Source organism: Burkholderia cepacia (assembly GCF_001039005.1).
GTDB lineage: Bacteria > Pseudomonadota > Gammaproteobacteria > Burkholderiales > Burkholderiaceae > Burkholderia > Burkholderia theae.
This window is the reverse complement of sequence record NZ_LDWR01000073.1, coordinates 14,947-31,541: the sequence shown is the minus strand read 5'-3', so window position 1 is coordinate 31,541 and position 16,595 is coordinate 14,947. Positions and strand designations below refer to the sequence as shown.

Genomic DNA, 16,595 nt, shown 5'->3' with positions numbered 1-16,595 from the left:
GGAACCTCGCACCGGCCGGGCCGGGCGAACAGGATCACCAAGGATAGCAAATGGACCGCCGCCGCGAAGGTCATCCGGAAAGCCAGGTTTTGCGGACCGCGAAATACGATAGACTCGTCGCCAGTCAACACGCCGCCCCCGGGCGTCTTCGTCTGCCATTCAGCCCATCGATGCGCTATTCGGTCGAAATCAGAAAATTTTTCTATAGCCAGTACTTTTTCGGCGGCCTGCGGATCGCGGTCGGCGTCTCGTTGCCGGCCGTGCTGTGCCTCATTGTGTTTCACAACCGGGAGCTCGGCTTCACGATCTCGACGGGCGCGCTCGGCGCTTGTGTCGTCGACATGCCGGGCCCGCTCAAGTACAAGCACAACGAAATGCTCGCGTGCAGCGTGATCGGCTTTCTGGCCGCGCTCGCGACCGGCCTCGCGACACCGAACATCTTTGCGCTGTGGCTCACGATCGTGCCGCTCACGTTCGTGCTGTCGCTGATCGTCGTCTACGGCAACCGCTGGCCGCAGATCAGCTTCGCGACGCTGTTCATGATGGTGATGACGCTCGAGGAGCAGTTCACGCCGCTGCAGGCCTTCATCAACGCCGGCTGGATTCTCGCGGGCGGCCTCTGGTACACGTACTGGGCGACGCTCGTGTCGCAATGGCAGGCGCGCCGGATCGAGCAGCAGGCGCTCGCCGAGAGCCTGTTCGCGTGCGCCGACTACCTGCTCGCGCGCGCGCAGTTCTACGATCTCGATGCCGATCTCGACGAGTGCTACCGCAATCTCGTCGCCAAGCAGATCACCGCGGTCGAAACGCAGGAAACCGCGCGCGACATCGTGCTGCGCAACCTGCCGAAGCTGCGCCGCGGCAAGCTCGATCCCGGCCGCACGACGATGTACAACCTGTTCATCAACAGCGTCGACCTGCACGAGCTGTTCGTCGGCGCGCACACCGACTACCCGCTCGTGCGCAACACCTTCGGCGGCTCGGATCTGATCATTTTCTACCGCGACCTGATCCGCAAGGCGGCCGCCGATCTCGAGGAGATCGGCCTCGCGGTGCTCGAGAACCGCGCGCCGCATTCGCACGTCAGCGTCAAGGCCGAACTGCGCGCGATCGAGTACGAGATCGAGCTGATGCGCAAGAAGAACTTCGCGGCCACCAATGCGGAAGCCTATGCGGCCGTGCTCGCGACGTTCAGGCGCATCTGGAGCGCGACGCGCCTGATCGACCGGATGCGGCGCAACCTGTCCGGCCATGCGGATCCGCAGCAAACCGAACTGAAGATCGACAAGGCGCTCGCGCGCTTCCTGCAGCGCCGCCGGATGTCGCCACTCCTGATCTTCTCGAACCTGAACATGAGCTCGCCGAGCTTCCGCCATGCGCTGCGCGTGACGATCGCGGTGGCCGTCGGCTTCTGGCTCGGCCGGCTGCTGCCGCTCACGAACGCGTACTGGATCGTGATGACGACCATCATCATCCTGAAGCCCGGTTATTCGCTCACCAAACAACGCAACGCGCAGCGGATCATCGGCACGCTGATCGGCTGCGCGGCGAGCATCGCGCTGATCTACACGGTGAAGGAGCCGCACCTGCTGATCGCGATCATGTTCGGGTCGATGGTGATGAGCTACAGCCTGCTGCTGTTCAACTACGCGGCGAGCGTCGTATTCACGTCGTCGTACGTGCTGCTGATGTTCCACCTGCTCGCGCCGGGCAGCATGCGGATCATCGGCGAGCGCGCGATCGACACGGTGGTCGGCTGCATGATCGCGATCGCCGCGAGCCGGCTGTTCCCGTACTGGGAATACCGGCTGATGGGCAAGCAAGTCACCGACATGCTCACCGCGACCCGCAAGTATTTCGAGGCCGTGTGGCGCGCCGGGCGTGGCGCGTCGCCGCCGCCCGTGCCCACCGCCGACGGCGCGGCCGTGGTGCCCGTCATCGCCGCGGCGGTCGAGACCCCGGCTGCGAGCCTCGACGACGACTATCGCTACCGCCTCGCGCGCAAGGACGTGCACATCGCGTTCGCGAACCTCGGGCAGGCATTCCAGCGGATGATGATCGAGCCGAAGGCGCACCAGCGCTTCGTGCCCGAACTGAACGACCTGCTCGTGCAGACGCACGTGCTCGGCGCGCAGATCACGGCCGCCGCGCCGCTGATCCGCAGCGCGTGTACGGTCGACGGCGGCCTCGTCCACGACGACGCGCTGCAGCGCGGGCTTGCCGCCGTGCTCGACAATCTCGAAAAGGCCGAAGCCGGCGAGCCGCCGCCCGCCGATCAGCTCGAGGCGTCGAAGCAGATCACGCGCGAGCTCGACGCGATGGTCGTGTCCGCGGAAAAATCCGAGGCGGTGGGCGCCGAGCTCACGCACGACCTGAAGGTGCTCGCGCACCAGTGCAAGCAGATGCTCGCGTCGTCGCTGCTGATCCGCAAGGACGCGAGCGTGATCCGCCTGCCGGCCTGACGTTCTCCGCCGGTGGCCGGCCCGCTCACGCCGCGGATCGGCCACCGGCGCGCCCCGATTCATCAGCCTCCCGAAGCATGACCCGCCCGCTTCACGCGGCCCGCCCGCACGCCGCGCGACCGCCCCACCCCCTATTGCGCTCATCGCGCCAGTCAGGGAATACCCGATTCCGGTCACCCGGCCCGGCTTGTTATCATTCGTTCACATTCAAGTTGTCTATACAACTTGAGCCAATCGGACTGGTCCCGCTCGCCCGGTCCGTCGCATAACGATATCGGAGACTCGATGAAAAACTTGCAGCGCCACCTGAGCGCGCGGCACATCCGCTTTCTCGCGCTGGGTTCGGCGATCGGCACGGGCCTGTTCTACGGTTCGGCGTCCGCGATCCAGCTCGCGGGCCCGGCCGTGATCCTGGCGTACATCCTTGGCGGCGCGGCCGTCTACATGGTGATGCGTGCGCTCGGCGAGATGGCCGTGCGCGAACCCGTCGCCGGCTCGTTCGGCCACTACGCAACCGAGAACCTCGGCCCGTTCGCGGGATTCGTCACGGGCTGGACCTACACGCTCGAAATGGTGATCGTCGCGATCGCCGACATCACCGCGTTCGGCATCTACATGGGCTTCTGGTTTCCGGACGTCCCCCAATGGATCTGGGTGCTCGGGGTCGTCGCGATCATCTGCGGGCTGAACCTGTGCCACGTGAAGGTGTTCGGCGAGCTCGAGTTCTGGCTGTCGATCATCAAGGTCGGCGCGATCGTCGCGATGATCGGCGGCGGCGTCGCGATCCTGTTGACCGGCATGCACTTCGGCCATTCGGCCGACGTGCCGACATTCGCGAACCTGTGGAACCACGGCGGCTTCTTGCCGAACGGGGTCGGTGGGCTGATCGCGTCGCTGTCGGTCGTGATCTTCGCGTACGGCGGGATCGAGGTGATCGGGATGAGCGCCGGCGAGGCGAAGGACCCGGAGCGCGTGATTCCGCGCGCGATCAACGCGGTGCCGGCGCGCATCCTGCTGTTCTACGTGCTGACGATGGTCGTGCTGATGTCGATCAGCCCGTGGACCGGCGTCGGCGGCGACGGTAGTCCGTTCGTGCAGATCTTCTCGACGCTCGGCGTGAAGTCGGCCGCGACGATCCTCAACCTGGTGGTGATCAGCGCGGCGATCTCGGCGATCAACAGCGACATCTTCGGCGCCGGCCGGATGATGTTCGGGATGGCGCGGCAGGGCCAGGCGCCGCGCGTGCTGATGACGACGTCGCGGCACGGCGTGCCGTGGGTCACCGTGCTCGTGATGGCGGGCGCGCTGCTCGTCGGCGTGGTGCTCAACTACCTGATGCCGAAGGACGTATTCCTGATGGTCGCGGCGATCGCGACATTCGCGACCGTGTGGGTCTGGCTGATGATCCTGCTGTCGCAGGTCGCGATGCGCCGCCGGCTGTCGAGCGCCGAAGTCGCGGCGCTGAAGTTCAAGGTGCCGTTGTGGCCGGTCGCACCGGCGCTGACGATCGCGTTCATGGGTTTCGTGATCGTGATGCTCGGCTGGTTCGAGGACACGCGCGTCGCGCTGTATGTCGGCGCGGCCTGGCTCGCGCTGCTGGCGGTCGTGTTCTACGCACGGATCCGCCCGAAGTTCGCGCCTGCGTCACGTTGACGCACGGCTGACCTGCCTGCGCGGCGTGCCGGCTCCGGCACCCGCGTCTTGCCCGGCTCCGCGCGGCGTCTGCCGCGCCGGAAGCCTCGGGCCCCCGCCCTTTCTCATGCACGCGCGCGCGACCCGACCGGGCCGCGCGCCGTCACGTCAGTGCGATGCCGCGCTCGCGGCCTCGGCCGGATGGGCCTCGTCGTACGCGCGCTTCTGCGAGATCGCGTTATACAGGATCGTCCCGATCACGAGCAGCACGGCCACGACGATCAGGATGCTCACGTTGCGGACAGGGTTCTTCTTGCGCTGATCGTTCATGGTCGGGCCAACTCCGTCAATTTCATCGAAGCGGGCATTCTACGCGCTTGCGCCCCCGCTGCGACGCCCCGTTTCCGTTCCCCCTCCCCTCCTTTTCCGCCGCCCGCCTCGATCTTTCATTTGATAATCGTTCCCATTTCGATCTAGAATTCGAAATCTTTCATTTTGTAATGTTCTGGATCGCTCGGGCGGCAGGCGCGCTCCGGAACGCTCCCTCGTCCACCTGCCCCACCGGAGTCTCCATGTCGAATCCGCGCACCCGCCTGCTGCCGCTCGCCGGCGCCCTTGCCCTCGCCACGGCCGCCTTCGCACCGCTTGCCCATGCGGCCGAGGAAGTGAGCCTGTACACCACCCGCGAACCGAAGCTGATCCAGCCGCTCATCGATGCGTTCACGAAGCAGAGCGGCGTCAAGGTGAACACGGTGTTCGTGAAGGACGGCCTGCTCGAACGCGTGAAGGCGGAAGGCGCGCAGTCGCCGGCCGACGTGCTAATGACGGTCGACGTCGGCAACCTGCTCGATCTGGTCGACGGCGGGCTCGCGCAGCCGGTGCGCTCGAAGGTGCTCAACGACGCGATTCCCGCGAACCTGCGCGGCGCCAACGGCGACTGGTACGCGCTGTCGCTGCGCGACCGCGTGCTGTACGTCGAAAAGGATCTCAAGGTCGACGCGTTCCGCTACGAGGATCTCGCCGATCCGAAATGGAAAGGCAAGGTCTGCATCCGCTCGGGCCAGCATCCGTACAACACGGCGCTCGTCGCGGCGATGATCGCGCACGACGGCGAAGCCGCGACCGAGAAATGGCTGCGCGGCGTGAAGGCGAACCTCGCGCGCAAGGCGACGGGCGGCGATCGCGACGTCGCGCGCGACATCCTCGGCGGCATCTGCGACGTCGGCCTCGCGAACGCGTACTACGTCGGCCACATGAAAAATTCCGAGCCGGGCACCGATGCGCGCAAGTGGGGCGACGCGATCAAGGTCGTGCGGCCCACGTTCGCGAACGCGAAGAGCGGCGGCACGCACGTCAACATCAGCGGCGCGACGGTCGCAAAGCACGCGCCGCACAAGGCCAACGCGGTGAAGCTGCTCGAATACCTCGTGTCGCCGGAAGCGCAGGCGCTGTACGCGCAGGCGAACTACGAATACCCGGTACGCGCGAACGTGAAACTCGATCCGGTGATCGCGAGCTTCGGCACGCTGAAGGTCGATCCGCTGCCGCTGGCGGACATCGCGAAGTATCGCAAGCAGGCGAGCCAGCTGGTCGACAAGGTCGGTTTTGACAACTGATGCAGTGCGCGCCGGCGCGCGCGGCCAGCCCGGCCGGCCGCGCCTGCGGCCACGTGCGGGCAGCCTGTGGCTGATCGCGGCGCTGGCGATCGCGGCCGCGGTCGCCGCGCCGCTCGCGGTGCTCGTGGCCGCCGCATTCGGCGCCGATCTCGCGCACTGGCGGCATCTCGCCGAATTCGTGCTGCCGCAGGCGCTCGTCAATACGCTGCTGCTGCTCGCGGGCGTCGGTGCGATCGTGTCGATCGTCGGCACCGGCTGCGCGTGGCTCGTCACCGCGTACGATTTTCCCGGTCGCCGGATGCTGACGTGGGCGCTGCTGCTGCCGCTCGCGGTCCCCACCTACATCGTCGCGTTCGCGTATCTCGACCTGCTGCACCCGATCGGCCCCGTACAAGGCGCGATCCGCTGGCTGCTCGGCTTCGACAGCCCGCGCCAGTTCCGCCTGCCCGACCTGCGCTCGCTGCCCGGTGCAATCTTCGTGCTCGGCTTCGTGCTGTATCCGTATGTCTACCTGAGCACGCGCGCGATGTTCGTCACGCAGTCCGCGAGCCTGCTCGAAGCCGCGCGCACGCTCGGCGCGGGACGCATCGCGACGTTCTGGCGTGTCGTCGTGCCGCTCGCGCGGCCCGCGATCGCGGTCGGCGTGAGCCTCGCGCTGCTCGAAACGCTGAACGACATCGGCGCGTCGGAATTCCTCGGCGTGCAAACGCTGACCGTCTCCGTCTATACGACATGGATCACGCGCTCCGATCTCGCCGGCGCCGCGCAGATCGCGCTCGCGATGCTCGCGATCGTCGTCGGCATGATCGTGCTCGAGCGCTATGGGCGCCGCCGCCAGCGCTACGCGCATGGCCGGCGCATGCGGCCGATCGCGCCGCGCCGCCTCACCGGCGCGGCCGCGTTGGGCGCTGCCGTGCTCGGCTGGCTGCCCGTGCTGTTCGGCTTCGGCGCGCCGGCCGCCTACCTCGCGGTCGAGACCGGCAAGCGGCTGCATCTCGTCGGCGGCGTATCCGCGCAATTGATGACGGGGCTGGCCAACACGCTGACGATCGCCACCGCCGCTACCGCCGCGACGCTCGCATGCGGGCTCGTCGTCGCATGGGCCGCGCGCGCACAACGCGACAGCGCACGAGCGGGCCCTGCCCGCGTGTGCGCGCGGATCGCGAGCCTCGGTTATGCGGTGCCGGGCACCGTGCTCGCGATCGACCTGCTGATCCCGTTCGCGGCGGCCGACCGGCTGTTCGGCGCGGCGCTCGGCCGCGACGGGCTGCTGCTGATGGGTTCCACGGCCGCGCTCGTGATCGCCTATACCGTGCGCTTTCTCGCGATCCCGGCCGGCAGCATCGAGGCCGGCCTCGCACGCATTCCGCCGTCGCTCGAACAGGCGGCACGCTCGCTCGGCGAGACGGCCGGCGGCACGCTGCGCCGCGTGCATCTGCCGCTGCTGCGGCCCGCGCTCACGACGAGCGCGCTGCTGGTGTTCGTCGACGCGATGAAGGAATTGCCGGCGACGTTGCTGCTGCGCCCGCTGAACTTCGACACGCTCGCAACCTGGCTGTACGCGGAAGCCGCGCGCGGCACCTACGAAGAAGGCGCGGTCGCCGCGCTCGCGATCGTGCTGGCCGGGCTCGTGCCCGTGATCCTGCTCGCCCGCACCCGCCACAAGATCGGAGCCTGACACCGTGAACCTGCTTGAACTCGACGACCTCTGCGTCGCCTACGACACGCCACATGGCCGCCGCACGGTGGTCGACGGGCTGAGCCTCGCGCTGCCGCGCGGCGACATCGGCTGCCTGCTCGGCGCGTCGGGTTGCGGCAAGACCACCGTGCTGCGCGCGATCGCCGGTTTCGAACCGGTGCGGATGGGACGCATCGTGCTGGACGGCGTGCCCGTCGCGGCGCCGTCGCTCGACGTGCCGCCCGAGCGGCGACGCATCGGCATGATGTTCCAGGATTACGCGCTGTTCCCGCACCTGAGCGCGGCCGACAATGTCGCGTTCGGCCTGCGGCGCATGCCGAAGGACGAACGGCGCATGCGCGTCGCTGACATGCTCGAACTCGTCGGCCTCGCCGATTCAGGCGGCGCGTATCCGCACGAGTTGTCGGGCGGCCAGCAGCAGCGTGTCGCACTCGCGCGCGCGCTCGCGCCGTCGCCGGAACTGCTGCTGCTCGACGAGCCGTTCTCGAATCTCGACGTCGATACGCGCGAGCGGCTCGCGTTCGAGCTGCGCGACATCCTGAAACGCACGGGCCACACCGCGATCCTCGTCACGCACAACCAGGCCGAAGCGTTCGCGATCGCCGACCGGGTCGGCGTGATGAAGGACGGCCAGCTCGCGCAATGGGATACGCCGTACGCGCTGCATCACCATCCGGCCAGCCCGTTCGTCGCGGATTTCGTGCGCCGTGACGCGCTGGCCGACGAACGTGCGCGCGCACTGGCGCGCGGCCGCTGAACCCGCGCTGCCGTCCTCGCCACGCGGCGCGGGCAGCGCCCTTACCGCGTCAAGCAGGCTCGGAAAGATCGCGCACGGGCAGCGCGGTCGAATATTTGATCTGCTCCATCGCGAACGACGAACTGACGTCGAACAGCGGCACCGCGCGAATCAGTTGCTTGTAGACGCGGTCGTAATCGTCGATGCCGGCCACCACCACGCGCAGCAGGTAATCGGTCTCGCCGCTCATCCGGTAGACCTCGACCACTTCCGGCATGTCGCGCACCGCCTGCGTGAACCGCTGCGCCCATTCCTCGGTGTGCTGGTTCGTGCGGATCGCAACGAACACGGTCGTGCCGACCCCGAGCTTGCGCGGATCGCACAGCGCCACCTGCGCACGAATCGCGCCGGTTTCCTTGAGCCGCTGCACCCGCTTCCAGCACGGCGTCTGGGACAGGTTCACACGCTGTGCCAGCTCCGCGATCGGCAGCGTGGCATCCGCCTGCAACAACTCCAGCAGCTTGCGATCGATGGCGTCCATTTCTCCAGTCCCTCGTAGATAGAAATTTATTCTATGCATCCTGCACAACGGGGAACAATATGGAAACCACCCCACCACGTCGACCGGTATAAATACCAATCCGGGACGCGCGCGGCACGAACGAATCCGCCCCGTGCACGATCCCGCCGGCAATCGCCGCTCTCCAAACGAAACAGGCGACACCACCCGTCAAGGTGGCGTCGCCTGAAGTTCGCGCGAGTTGCGGCTGGCGCGCCGTACCCGGGCCGGCGCTTACGCGCCGCCGGCCGTCACGCCGCTCAATACGCGACCGTCGCGATCTCGCGCACGAAGCTGTCCTGCTCGAGCACGTCGACGAACGCGGCCGCGTAGTCTTCCGCCGAGATCTTGCTGTTGCCTTGCGCGTCCACGATCAGCTTGCCGGCGCCCGTGCGGAACGTGCCCGTCCGCTCGCCCGGTGCGATCAGCGCGGCCGGCGCGAAGAACGTCCAGTCGAGATCGCCGACGGTCTTCAGGTAGTCGAGCGCATCGCGGTGCGCGAGCGCGACCGGCTTGTACGCGTCCGGGAAACCTTCGCTGTCGACGAGTTGCTTGCCCGGCGCGACTTCGAGCGAACCGGCGCCACCCACCACCACGAGCCGCTTCAGGCCCGCCTGACGCGTACCGGCGACCAGCGCCTTCGCGACGGCGACAACCTTCGCCGCATCTTCCTGCTTCGGACCGTACGCGCTCGCGACCACGTCATGACCCGGCAGCGCGGCCGCGATGCTGGCCGCGTCGAACAGGTCGGCCGCCTTCGCGGTGATGCCGTCGCCGGCCGCGCCGGGATTGCGCGACAGCGCGGTGACACGATGGCCGCGTCGGGCCGCTTCCGCCGCGATACGCGAGCCGATCATGCCGGTGGCGCCAAACAGCGCGATGTTCAAGGTACGTTGCGTCATCTCGATTCTCCAGAAAGAAAAATGTGTAACATCTTCGATTGCATATAAGGCCGAAAAAACAGAGCGAACCAACCGTTGCGCCGATTGCGGCACCGCCCGCCGCCCAACTTCCTACCCTGCCTGCCGTCGGTCACCCGCCGACGCGTGCTGTGTGTTACGTGCGCTGCTCCAGATCCAGCATGTCGGCCGTGACGTCAACCAGCGTGCGCGTGGAGAGCGATGCCTCCATCGCGCGCTGCGCGTCGCCGATGTAGTCGGTCAGCACACCCTGGATGTGCCGCCCGACCAGACACGCGGGGTTCGGCGCCTCGCGGTGCAGCGCGAACAGTTGCGCATCGTCGACCGCGCGATACACGTCGAGCAGCGTGATCTCGCCGGGCTCGCGCGCCAGCAGCGCGCCACCGCCCGCGCCAAGCTGCGACGTGGTCAACCCCGAAGCCGCCAGCATCGACAGCAGCCGGCGGATCAGGGCCGGATTCGTGTTCACGCTGCCCGCGATGATGTCGGACGACAACGGCACACCTTCCTGCATCGACAGCAAGGCAAGCACGTGAACGGCAAACGCGAACCGGCTGCTGGTATTCATTCCTCACCCACTCGGCAACGCCGACCCGTACCGCGGCCGGCGATATATGTAACTATGATAATTACAATTTACGGATTATGCAAGCCCGCGTCATTGGCCGCTCGCGGGCTTGGCACCCGCGGCGTTCTGCTGGCTCCACTGCTGGAGCTTCTTGCCGGCTTCCGCGATCTTCGCGCCTGCCTCGGAAGCCGCATGCGCGACGACCGCGGAAGCCGCTGCGTCGATCTGCGCCTGCGCGGCGGATGCGAGGCCGCTCGCGGACAGCGGCGGCACGGCCGACGCCGCGGACGCGATGCCGGCTTTCGCGGCGTTGAGCTGCTGGTTGACGGTGCTCGCCACCTGGTCGATCGCCTTGGCCGCATTGTTGGCGGCATCGGCGGCCGCGCTCGCGGCCGTATCGGGTTGCGTGGCCGGTGCGCCGGATTTCTCGCAGCCGGCGAGCAACAGCAACGCACCGGCGGCGACGGCCGCCAGTGCGGAGCCGGGCACGCGACGTGCCCGCGAAGTCTTCATGTTCATCAGCAATCTCCGGCCGCGCGTCGCACGGCCTCGTGGTTGTACCGACGTCGATGATACCGCCTGTGGAACACGCCAAATAACGATCCGTGATGAGAAACGCCTTTCAATTTCGGATTCGTCTGATTCAATCGCAGGCGCTACACCACTAAAGTGGGCACGCTTCAATCCGCTTCGTACGTGTCCCCTTTTTCTCATGGCTTTCCTCATCGACTGGTTCATCGCGCTGGCCGCACTGCTCGCCGCCACCCTGTTCCTGTGCCTGCGTCCGCCGTCGGCGCGCCGCCTGGCCGAAGCCGGGCGCCCGCGCCGCGTCGCGTCCGCGCGCCTGTTCACGCAGGCCGTGATCGGCTTCTGGACGGCCGCGCTGATCGTCGCGCAAGGCATCCTCGGCCCCGACGGCGACGGCCAGTCGCTTGCGGGCTTCGCGGCGCTCGCGTTCGCCGCGCTCGGGCTGGCAACCGTCGCCGCGTACTGGTCCGCGTGCGCGCTGCGGCTGCGCCGGCCGCGCACGCTGTTCGTACGTCACTGACGCGCCAGATCGGTGCGCAGCGACGCACCATTGCGCACCACATCGCATCGTTGCACCCGCCGCACGCACCAGTTCCGCACGCGCCGCACCACGCACGTGCACCCGATGCAGCCGCCGGCGCCTGCCGGCCGCGCCCCCGGACCGTGCACGATTCACCGGAATGCCGCATCGCGCGGGGCCTGAGCACCAACTCCACGCAGCCGTTCACCAAGTTGGCTCGATACTTGCGTTCCTTGCCCGTTTTTTGCGCAAGGAAGCCACGGCATGGATGGTCTGAAATCCGGCGTCGACACACTGTTCCTGTTGATCGGCGCCGTCATGGTGCTCGCGATGCACGCGGGCTTCGCATTTCTCGAACTCGGCACGGTCCGCAAGAAGAACCAGGTCAATGCGCTCGTGAAGATCCTGGTCGACTTCTCGGTGTCGACGCTCGCGTATTTCTTCATCGGCTACACGATCGCCTACGGCGTCGAGTTCTTCGACGACATCGGCACGCTGTCGCAGCACAACGGCTACGCGCTCGTGCGCTTCTTCTTCCTGCTGACCTTCGCGGCGGCGATCCCGGCGATCGTGTCCGGCGGTATTGCGGAGCGTGCGAAGTTCAACCCGCAGCTGGTCGCGACGCTGATCATCGTCGGCTTCATCTATCCGTTCTTCGAGGGGATCGCGTGGAATGAGCGCTTCGGCGTGCAGGCGTGGCTCACGCATGCGTTCGGCGCACCGTTCCACGATTTCGCGGGCTCGGTCGTCGTGCATGCGTTCGGCGGCTGGGTCGCGCTGCCGGCCGTGCTGCTGCTCGGCGCACGTCACGGCCGTTATGCGAAGGACGGCCGCATCGCCGCGCACCCGCCGTCGAACATCCCGTTCCTCGCGCTCGGCGCATGGGTGCTCGCGGTCGGCTGGTTCGGCTTCAACGTGATGAGCGCGCAGACGCTCGACAAGATCAGCGGCCTGGTCGCCGTGAACTCGCTGATGGCGATGGTCGGCGGCACGCTCGCCGCGTGGATGGCGGGCCGCAACGACCCGGGCTTCACGTACAACGGGCCGCTCGCGGGCCTCGTCGCGGTGTGCGCGGGCTCCGACGTGATGCACCCGATCGGTGCGCTCGTCACCGGCGCCGCGGCCGGCGCGCTGTTCGTCGCGATGTTCACCTGCGTGCAGAACAAGTGGCGCATCGACGACGTGCTCGGCGTGTGGCCGCTGCACGGGATGTGCGGCGCGCTCGGCGGCCTCGCGGCCGGCGTGTTCGGGCTGCCCGCGCTCGGCGGCCTCGGCGGTGTGTCGTTCCTGTCGCAGCTCGTCGGCACGCTCGGCGGCATTGCGATCGCGACCGCGGGCGGCACGCTCGTCTACGGCGCGCTGAAAGCGACCGTCGGGCTGCGCCTCGATCGCGAAGCCGAATTCGACGGCGCCGACCTGTCGATCCATCGCATCTCGGCAACGCCCGAACGCGACTGAGCACCTGACGGACGCCCGACGAAATATTACGTTTTCAATTCAAAAAACTTTCATCGAGCGTCCTTACACTTCCGTCTAGTTTTCAATTTGCCTTCGCGAAGCTTGCCGATCGCCTGCTCCCGTTTCGCGAAGGCCATTCTTCCAACAACTGAAACTGGACTCCACATGCCCGCGTTGCCCAATGCTGCCCGTCGTCAGGCCCTGAAGATCCTCGCCGGCGCGCCGATGCTGCCTCTTTCCGGCCTCGCGCTGCCGGCCCTGCTGACGGGTTGTGGCGGCGACGACAATCCGGCGTCGACGCCGGCCCCGGTCGCTGCCGCCTATACGTCGGCGGCGTTCTCGGCGATGGCCGCGCCCACGCTCGACAACGCGGCCGCGATGGCCACGACGACGGTCGGCTCGACGCTGTCGGTGTCGTTCTCGGACGGCTCGGCGCGCAACTTCAAGCTCGCGTACCGGCCGTTCTTCGTGACGGGCGACCTGGTGCCGGACGGCAAGGGCGGCACGACGCTCGCGGGCGGCTACTACGACATCAACAACCAGCCGATCATCGACCGTTCGGTGGCCGGCAAGGAGCGCCAGTTCTATTCCGACTGCCCGGACGGCAGCTCGCTGCTCACGCTGAAGAACGCGAACGTGCCCGGCGTGAAGGGCAACACGGTGTTCGCGGTCGTGCAGTTCGAATACACGACGCGCGACCAGGCGAGCGCATCGCAGTACGGCCAGCTGCCGTCGCCGATCGCGGTGCTCACGCTCGACCAGGATCCGGCCAACGGCGCGCTGAAGGTCGTCAAGTACCACAACGTCGACACGTCGAAGGCGCACGGCCTGTGGATCACCTGCGGCGCGAGCCTGTCGCCGTGGGGCACGCACCTGTCGAGCGAGGAATACGAGCCGGACGCGACGAAGGTCGCGACCGACGCGCAGTTCAAGGCGTTCAGCAAGAACACGTTCGGCGACGAGACGAAGGCGAACCCCTACCACTACGGCCACCTGCCCGAGATCACCGTGAACGCGGACGGCACGGGCACCGTGAAGAAGCACTACTGCCTCGGCCGCATCTCGCACGAGCTGATCCAGGTGATGCCGGACCAGCGCACCGTGATGATGGGTGACGACGCAACCAACGGCGGCCTGTTCATGTTCGTCGCCGACAAGGCGGCCGACCTGTCGGCCGGCACGCTGTACGTCGCGAAGTGGACGCAGACGTCGTCGGCCGGCGCGGGCACCGCGACGCTCACGTGGATCAAGATCGGCCACGCGACCAGCAGCGAGATCGAAGCGCTCGCGAATACGCTGAAGGCGTCGGACATCATGGACCTGACGACCACCGATCCGAACGACGCGAGCTACGCGAAGATCCACTTCGGCGGCAAGTTCAACTGGATGCGCGTGAAGCCGGGGATGGAAAAGGCGGCCGCGTTCCTCGAGACGCACCGCTACGCTGCGCTGCTCGGCGGCAGCATGGCCTTCACGAAGCTCGAAGGCACGACCGTGAACGCGAAGGACAAGATCGTCTATACGGCGATGTCGCGGATCGAGACGTCGATGGTCAAGGGCAACGCGGTGTCGCGCGACGTCGCGGTCGACAAGAAGATCGCCGCGGGCGCCGTCTACGCGCTGAACCTGAAGGGCAGCCAGCGCGACACGACAGGTAGCGCGATCGACAGCGAATGGGTGCCGGTCGACATGGGCGCGCCGGCCGCGCTCGTCGGCGAGGATCTCGCCGCGGCCGACGGGCTCGGCAACCTCGCGAACCCGGACAGGATCGCGAACCCCGACAATCTGAAGTTCTCCGAAAAGCTGCGCACGCTCTTCATCGGCGAGGACTCGGGCATGCACGTGAACAACTTCCTGTGGGCCTACAACGTCGACACGAAGTCGCTCGTGCGCGTGCTGTCGTGCCCGGCCGGCGCCGAATCGACGGGCCTGCACGCGGTCGACGAGATCAACGGCTGGACCTACATCATGAGCAACTTCCAGCACGCGGGCGACTGGGAATCGCCGCTGCACGACAAGGTCAAGCCGACGCTCGATCCGCTCGTGCGCGCGAACTTCAAGGATCGCTTCGGCGCCAGCGTCGGCTACCTGACGGCCGAGCAGACCAGCATCAAGCTCGCGAAGGCCTGACCGATTCGCGCGAGGGGGGGGCTTGCTCCCCTGGCCGGGCGCCCCTGGCCGGGCGTCCCTAACCGGGCGTCCCTTTCTTCATCACCGTTCATTCGTCGGCGCTCCACGCCGGTTTGTGCGCGATGCCCAATGCGGGCATCGCGCCTTTTTTTGCGCGCACGCCAGCGCGCGCGGCGACCGGTCGACCGTCAACGCAGGCCGGACGGCGACTGCCCCGGCAGGGAGCCGCCCGCGAACCCGGACAGGCTCGGGAAGCTCGCCGCCTGGGCAGGCACGGCCGCGGACGCGGACACCGGGGCCGCGTCGCTGGCCGGCAGGATGAGGCCGGGCGCGAGGTACAGAAACTTCCACTTGCGGTAAGTCTCCTCGCCCTCGAAGTCCATGTATCGCAGCGGAAATCCCGCCCGCTTGACCGTCGCCTGATCCGAGTTGCTGTAGACGCCATAGAAGCGATCGTCCCGCCACAGAAACGCCCAGTCGTTCTGTCCGGTAATCGGATCCGGATAGGCGCGGCGCAGATGATGCGCCGGCTTGACGAACCGGTTGTCGTCCAGCAGGTCGTCGACCGTTTGCGGGTACACGCGCGCCAGACGGTAGTAGCGGACGATCGCCTTGCGGTACTGATCGCCGGCGAACAGCAGTTGCCGCTCCTCCTCGCGGCGCCGTTGCAGCGACCAGACATCCAGCGCCCCTGCCAGTGCGATCGACATCAGCATCAGCGCGATCAGCAGCGCCAGCAGCACGAGCCCGCGCTGACGCGCGGCACGCGGGCAGCCGCGCATCGCGCGCGCCGTCCGGCCGGCCCGGCTCATTTCGCCGCTCCGGCCGCGCTCGGCGGCGCACCCTGCGGGCTGCTCGCGGGCACCACGTCGTAGACGCCCGGCTTCGACTCGTCCGGCGACGCGACCGCTGCCCATTTGTCGTCGCCATTCACCGGATCGAGCGGGACCGAACGCAGATAGTGCTTCGCGACCAGTTCGTCGAGCGTGTCCGGGTACTGGCCGTTGTCGCCGTAGTATTGGTCGATCGCATTGCGCATCACGGCGATGTTCTGCTGCCGGACCTGTTCCTTCCCGCGCTCGATGCTGTGCATGTAGCGCGGCACGGCCAACGTCAGGAGCAGGCCGATGATGGCCATCACGACCACGATCTCGATCAGCGTGAAGCCGCGGGACCTGCGCGTGCGAGCGTGTTTCATGTTGCACCGTCACCATTGTTTGTACGGGATGCCGTTGATGCCGACGACCGCGGATTTCGACGTCACGTCGAACACGTCCTTGCCGGCCTCGGCGCTCCCGGATGCGTCGCCAGCCGGCGGACCGCCGGCCGCCGGATCCAGCGGCGTGCCATAGGCGCGCACGTCCCAGGTCTCCTCGGCGGGCGTGTCGGGATCGCCCGCGAAGAACGGATCGCGCGGCACCCGACGCAGGAACATCAGCAGGCCGCCCTTCGGATCCCGGGCGTTTTTCACGCCGGTCACCAGTACGGTCAGCGACGGCGGATAGCCGGACGCTTCCGCTTCCTTTTCGATCTGCCCCGCATCGCTTGCGTCCTTGTACGCGTCGAGCGCGGTGCGGATCTCGCGCAACGCAGCGCTCAGCTCGTGCTCCTTCTGGCGCTGCACGACCAGCTCGGAAAACGGCATGACCGCGAGCGCGAGGATCGCCACGAGCGCGAGCGTGATCACCATCTCGATCAGCGTGAAGCCACGCTGCCCGGGACGGCCGGTGCAGCCGCTGCGCGTCGTGCCGGTCCGGGTAGCCACGA

At 67.5% G+C, this 16,595-nt stretch carries 16 protein-coding genes; 8 read left to right on the top strand and 8 right to left on the bottom strand.

The genetic code is table 11. The annotated features are described in order from the left end of the window. Positions 1–170 precede the first annotated feature (170 nt). A complete protein-coding gene (locus tag VL15_RS34620) occupies positions 171–2,462 on the top strand; it encodes an FUSC family protein (protein WP_048251298.1) in 2,292 nt (763 codons plus the stop codon). A gap of 285 nt (positions 2,463–2,747) precedes the next feature. After that, entirely contained in the window at positions 2,748–4,115 is a 1,368-nt protein-coding gene (locus VL15_RS34615) for an amino acid permease (protein ID WP_048251297.1), read from the top strand. A 147-nt stretch (positions 4,116–4,262) separates the two neighbouring features. Here the strand turns inward: VL15_RS34615 and VL15_RS42290 are convergent, their stop codons facing one another. After that, entirely contained in the window at positions 4,263–4,424 is a 162-nt protein-coding gene (locus tag VL15_RS42290; protein ID WP_009688068.1) for a hypothetical protein, read from the bottom strand. Between the two features lie 242 nt (positions 4,425–4,666). Between VL15_RS42290 and VL15_RS34610 the strand changes: the two genes are divergently transcribed. From VL15_RS34610 to VL15_RS34600, 3 genes are read left to right on the top strand one after another with little or no spacing between them, the layout of a single operon-like run. Beyond that, on the top strand, positions 4,667–5,710 hold the full coding sequence (locus tag VL15_RS34610) for a Fe(3+) ABC transporter substrate-binding protein (protein ID WP_048251296.1): 1,044 nt from the start codon (positions 4,667–4,669) through the stop codon (positions 5,708–5,710). Next, positions 5,700–7,388, top strand: coding sequence for an ABC transporter permease (locus tag VL15_RS34605; RefSeq protein ID WP_048251295.1), 1,689 nt, complete (start codon positions 5,700–5,702; stop codon positions 7,386–7,388). Before VL15_RS34610 ends, VL15_RS34605 begins: the two co-directional genes overlap by 11 nt. A 4-nt stretch (positions 7,389–7,392) precedes the next feature. Continuing rightward, positions 7,393–8,166, top strand: a complete 774-nt coding sequence (locus VL15_RS34600; RefSeq protein WP_048251294.1) for an ABC transporter ATP-binding protein — start codon at positions 7,393–7,395, stop codon at positions 8,164–8,166. Between the two features lie 49 nt (positions 8,167–8,215). Here the strand turns inward: VL15_RS34600 and VL15_RS34595 are convergent, their stop codons facing one another. From VL15_RS34595 to VL15_RS34580, 4 genes are all read right to left on the bottom strand, one after another. Then, the gene (locus tag VL15_RS34595; protein ID WP_006754321.1) at positions 8,216–8,686 is read right to left on the bottom strand and encodes an Lrp/AsnC family transcriptional regulator; all 471 of its coding nucleotides are present in this window, start codon (positions 8,684–8,686) and stop codon (positions 8,216–8,218) included. A 278-nt stretch (positions 8,687–8,964) separates the two neighbouring features. Next, positions 8,965–9,606: an NAD(P)-dependent oxidoreductase gene (locus VL15_RS34590; RefSeq protein ID WP_048251293.1), complete on the bottom strand. Its 642-nt coding sequence runs from the start codon at positions 9,604–9,606 to the stop codon at positions 8,965–8,967. A gap of 154 nt (positions 9,607–9,760) precedes the next feature. Next, on the bottom strand, positions 9,761–10,192 hold the full coding sequence (locus VL15_RS34585; RefSeq protein WP_048251292.1) for an Rrf2 family transcriptional regulator: 432 nt from the start codon (positions 10,190–10,192) through the stop codon (positions 9,761–9,763). Positions 10,193–10,282: 90 nt separating this feature from the next. Then, on the bottom strand, positions 10,283–10,711 hold the full coding sequence (locus VL15_RS34580) for a hypothetical protein (protein WP_048251291.1): 429 nt from the start codon (positions 10,709–10,711) through the stop codon (positions 10,283–10,285). Positions 10,712–10,904: 193 nt separating this feature from the next. On the opposite strand from VL15_RS34580, the gene VL15_RS34575 reads away from it, so the two are divergent. The 3 genes from VL15_RS34575 to VL15_RS34565 all read left to right on the top strand — a co-directional run bounded on the left by VL15_RS34575 (position 10,905) and on the right by VL15_RS34565 (position 14,828). Next, complete coding sequence (locus tag VL15_RS34575; protein ID WP_048251290.1) at positions 10,905–11,240, top strand: hypothetical protein; 336 nt, start codon at positions 10,905–10,907, stop codon at positions 11,238–11,240. 264 nt (positions 11,241–11,504) lie between these two features. Continuing rightward, a complete protein-coding gene (locus tag VL15_RS34570) occupies positions 11,505–12,698 on the top strand; it encodes an ammonium transporter (protein ID WP_048251289.1) in 1,194 nt (397 codons plus the stop codon). Between the two features lie 165 nt (positions 12,699–12,863). After that, positions 12,864–14,828: a PhoX family protein gene (locus VL15_RS34565; RefSeq protein ID WP_048251288.1), complete on the top strand. Its 1,965-nt coding sequence runs from the start codon at positions 12,864–12,866 to the stop codon at positions 14,826–14,828. 188 nt (positions 14,829–15,016) lie between these two features. On the opposite strand, the gene VL15_RS34560 is transcribed toward VL15_RS34565, so the two are convergent. The 3 genes from VL15_RS34560 to VL15_RS34550 are packed head-to-tail and all read right to left on the bottom strand — an operon-like array spanning position 15,017 to position 16,593. After that, entirely contained in the window at positions 15,017–15,640 is a 624-nt protein-coding gene (locus VL15_RS34560) for a hypothetical protein (RefSeq protein ID WP_048251287.1), read from the bottom strand. After that, positions 15,637–16,026 carry a type II secretion system protein gene (locus VL15_RS34555; protein WP_048251286.1) on the bottom strand — a complete coding sequence of 130 codons (390 nt, stop codon included), beginning with the start codon at positions 16,024–16,026 and terminating at the stop codon, positions 15,637–15,639. The genes VL15_RS34560 and VL15_RS34555 overlap by 4 nt, the downstream gene beginning before the upstream one ends. Before the next feature lie 9 nt (positions 16,027–16,035). Next, positions 16,036–16,593, bottom strand: a complete 558-nt coding sequence (locus VL15_RS34550) for a type II secretion system protein (protein ID WP_048251285.1) — start codon at positions 16,591–16,593, stop codon at positions 16,036–16,038. Positions 16,594–16,595: the final 2 nt, after the last annotated feature.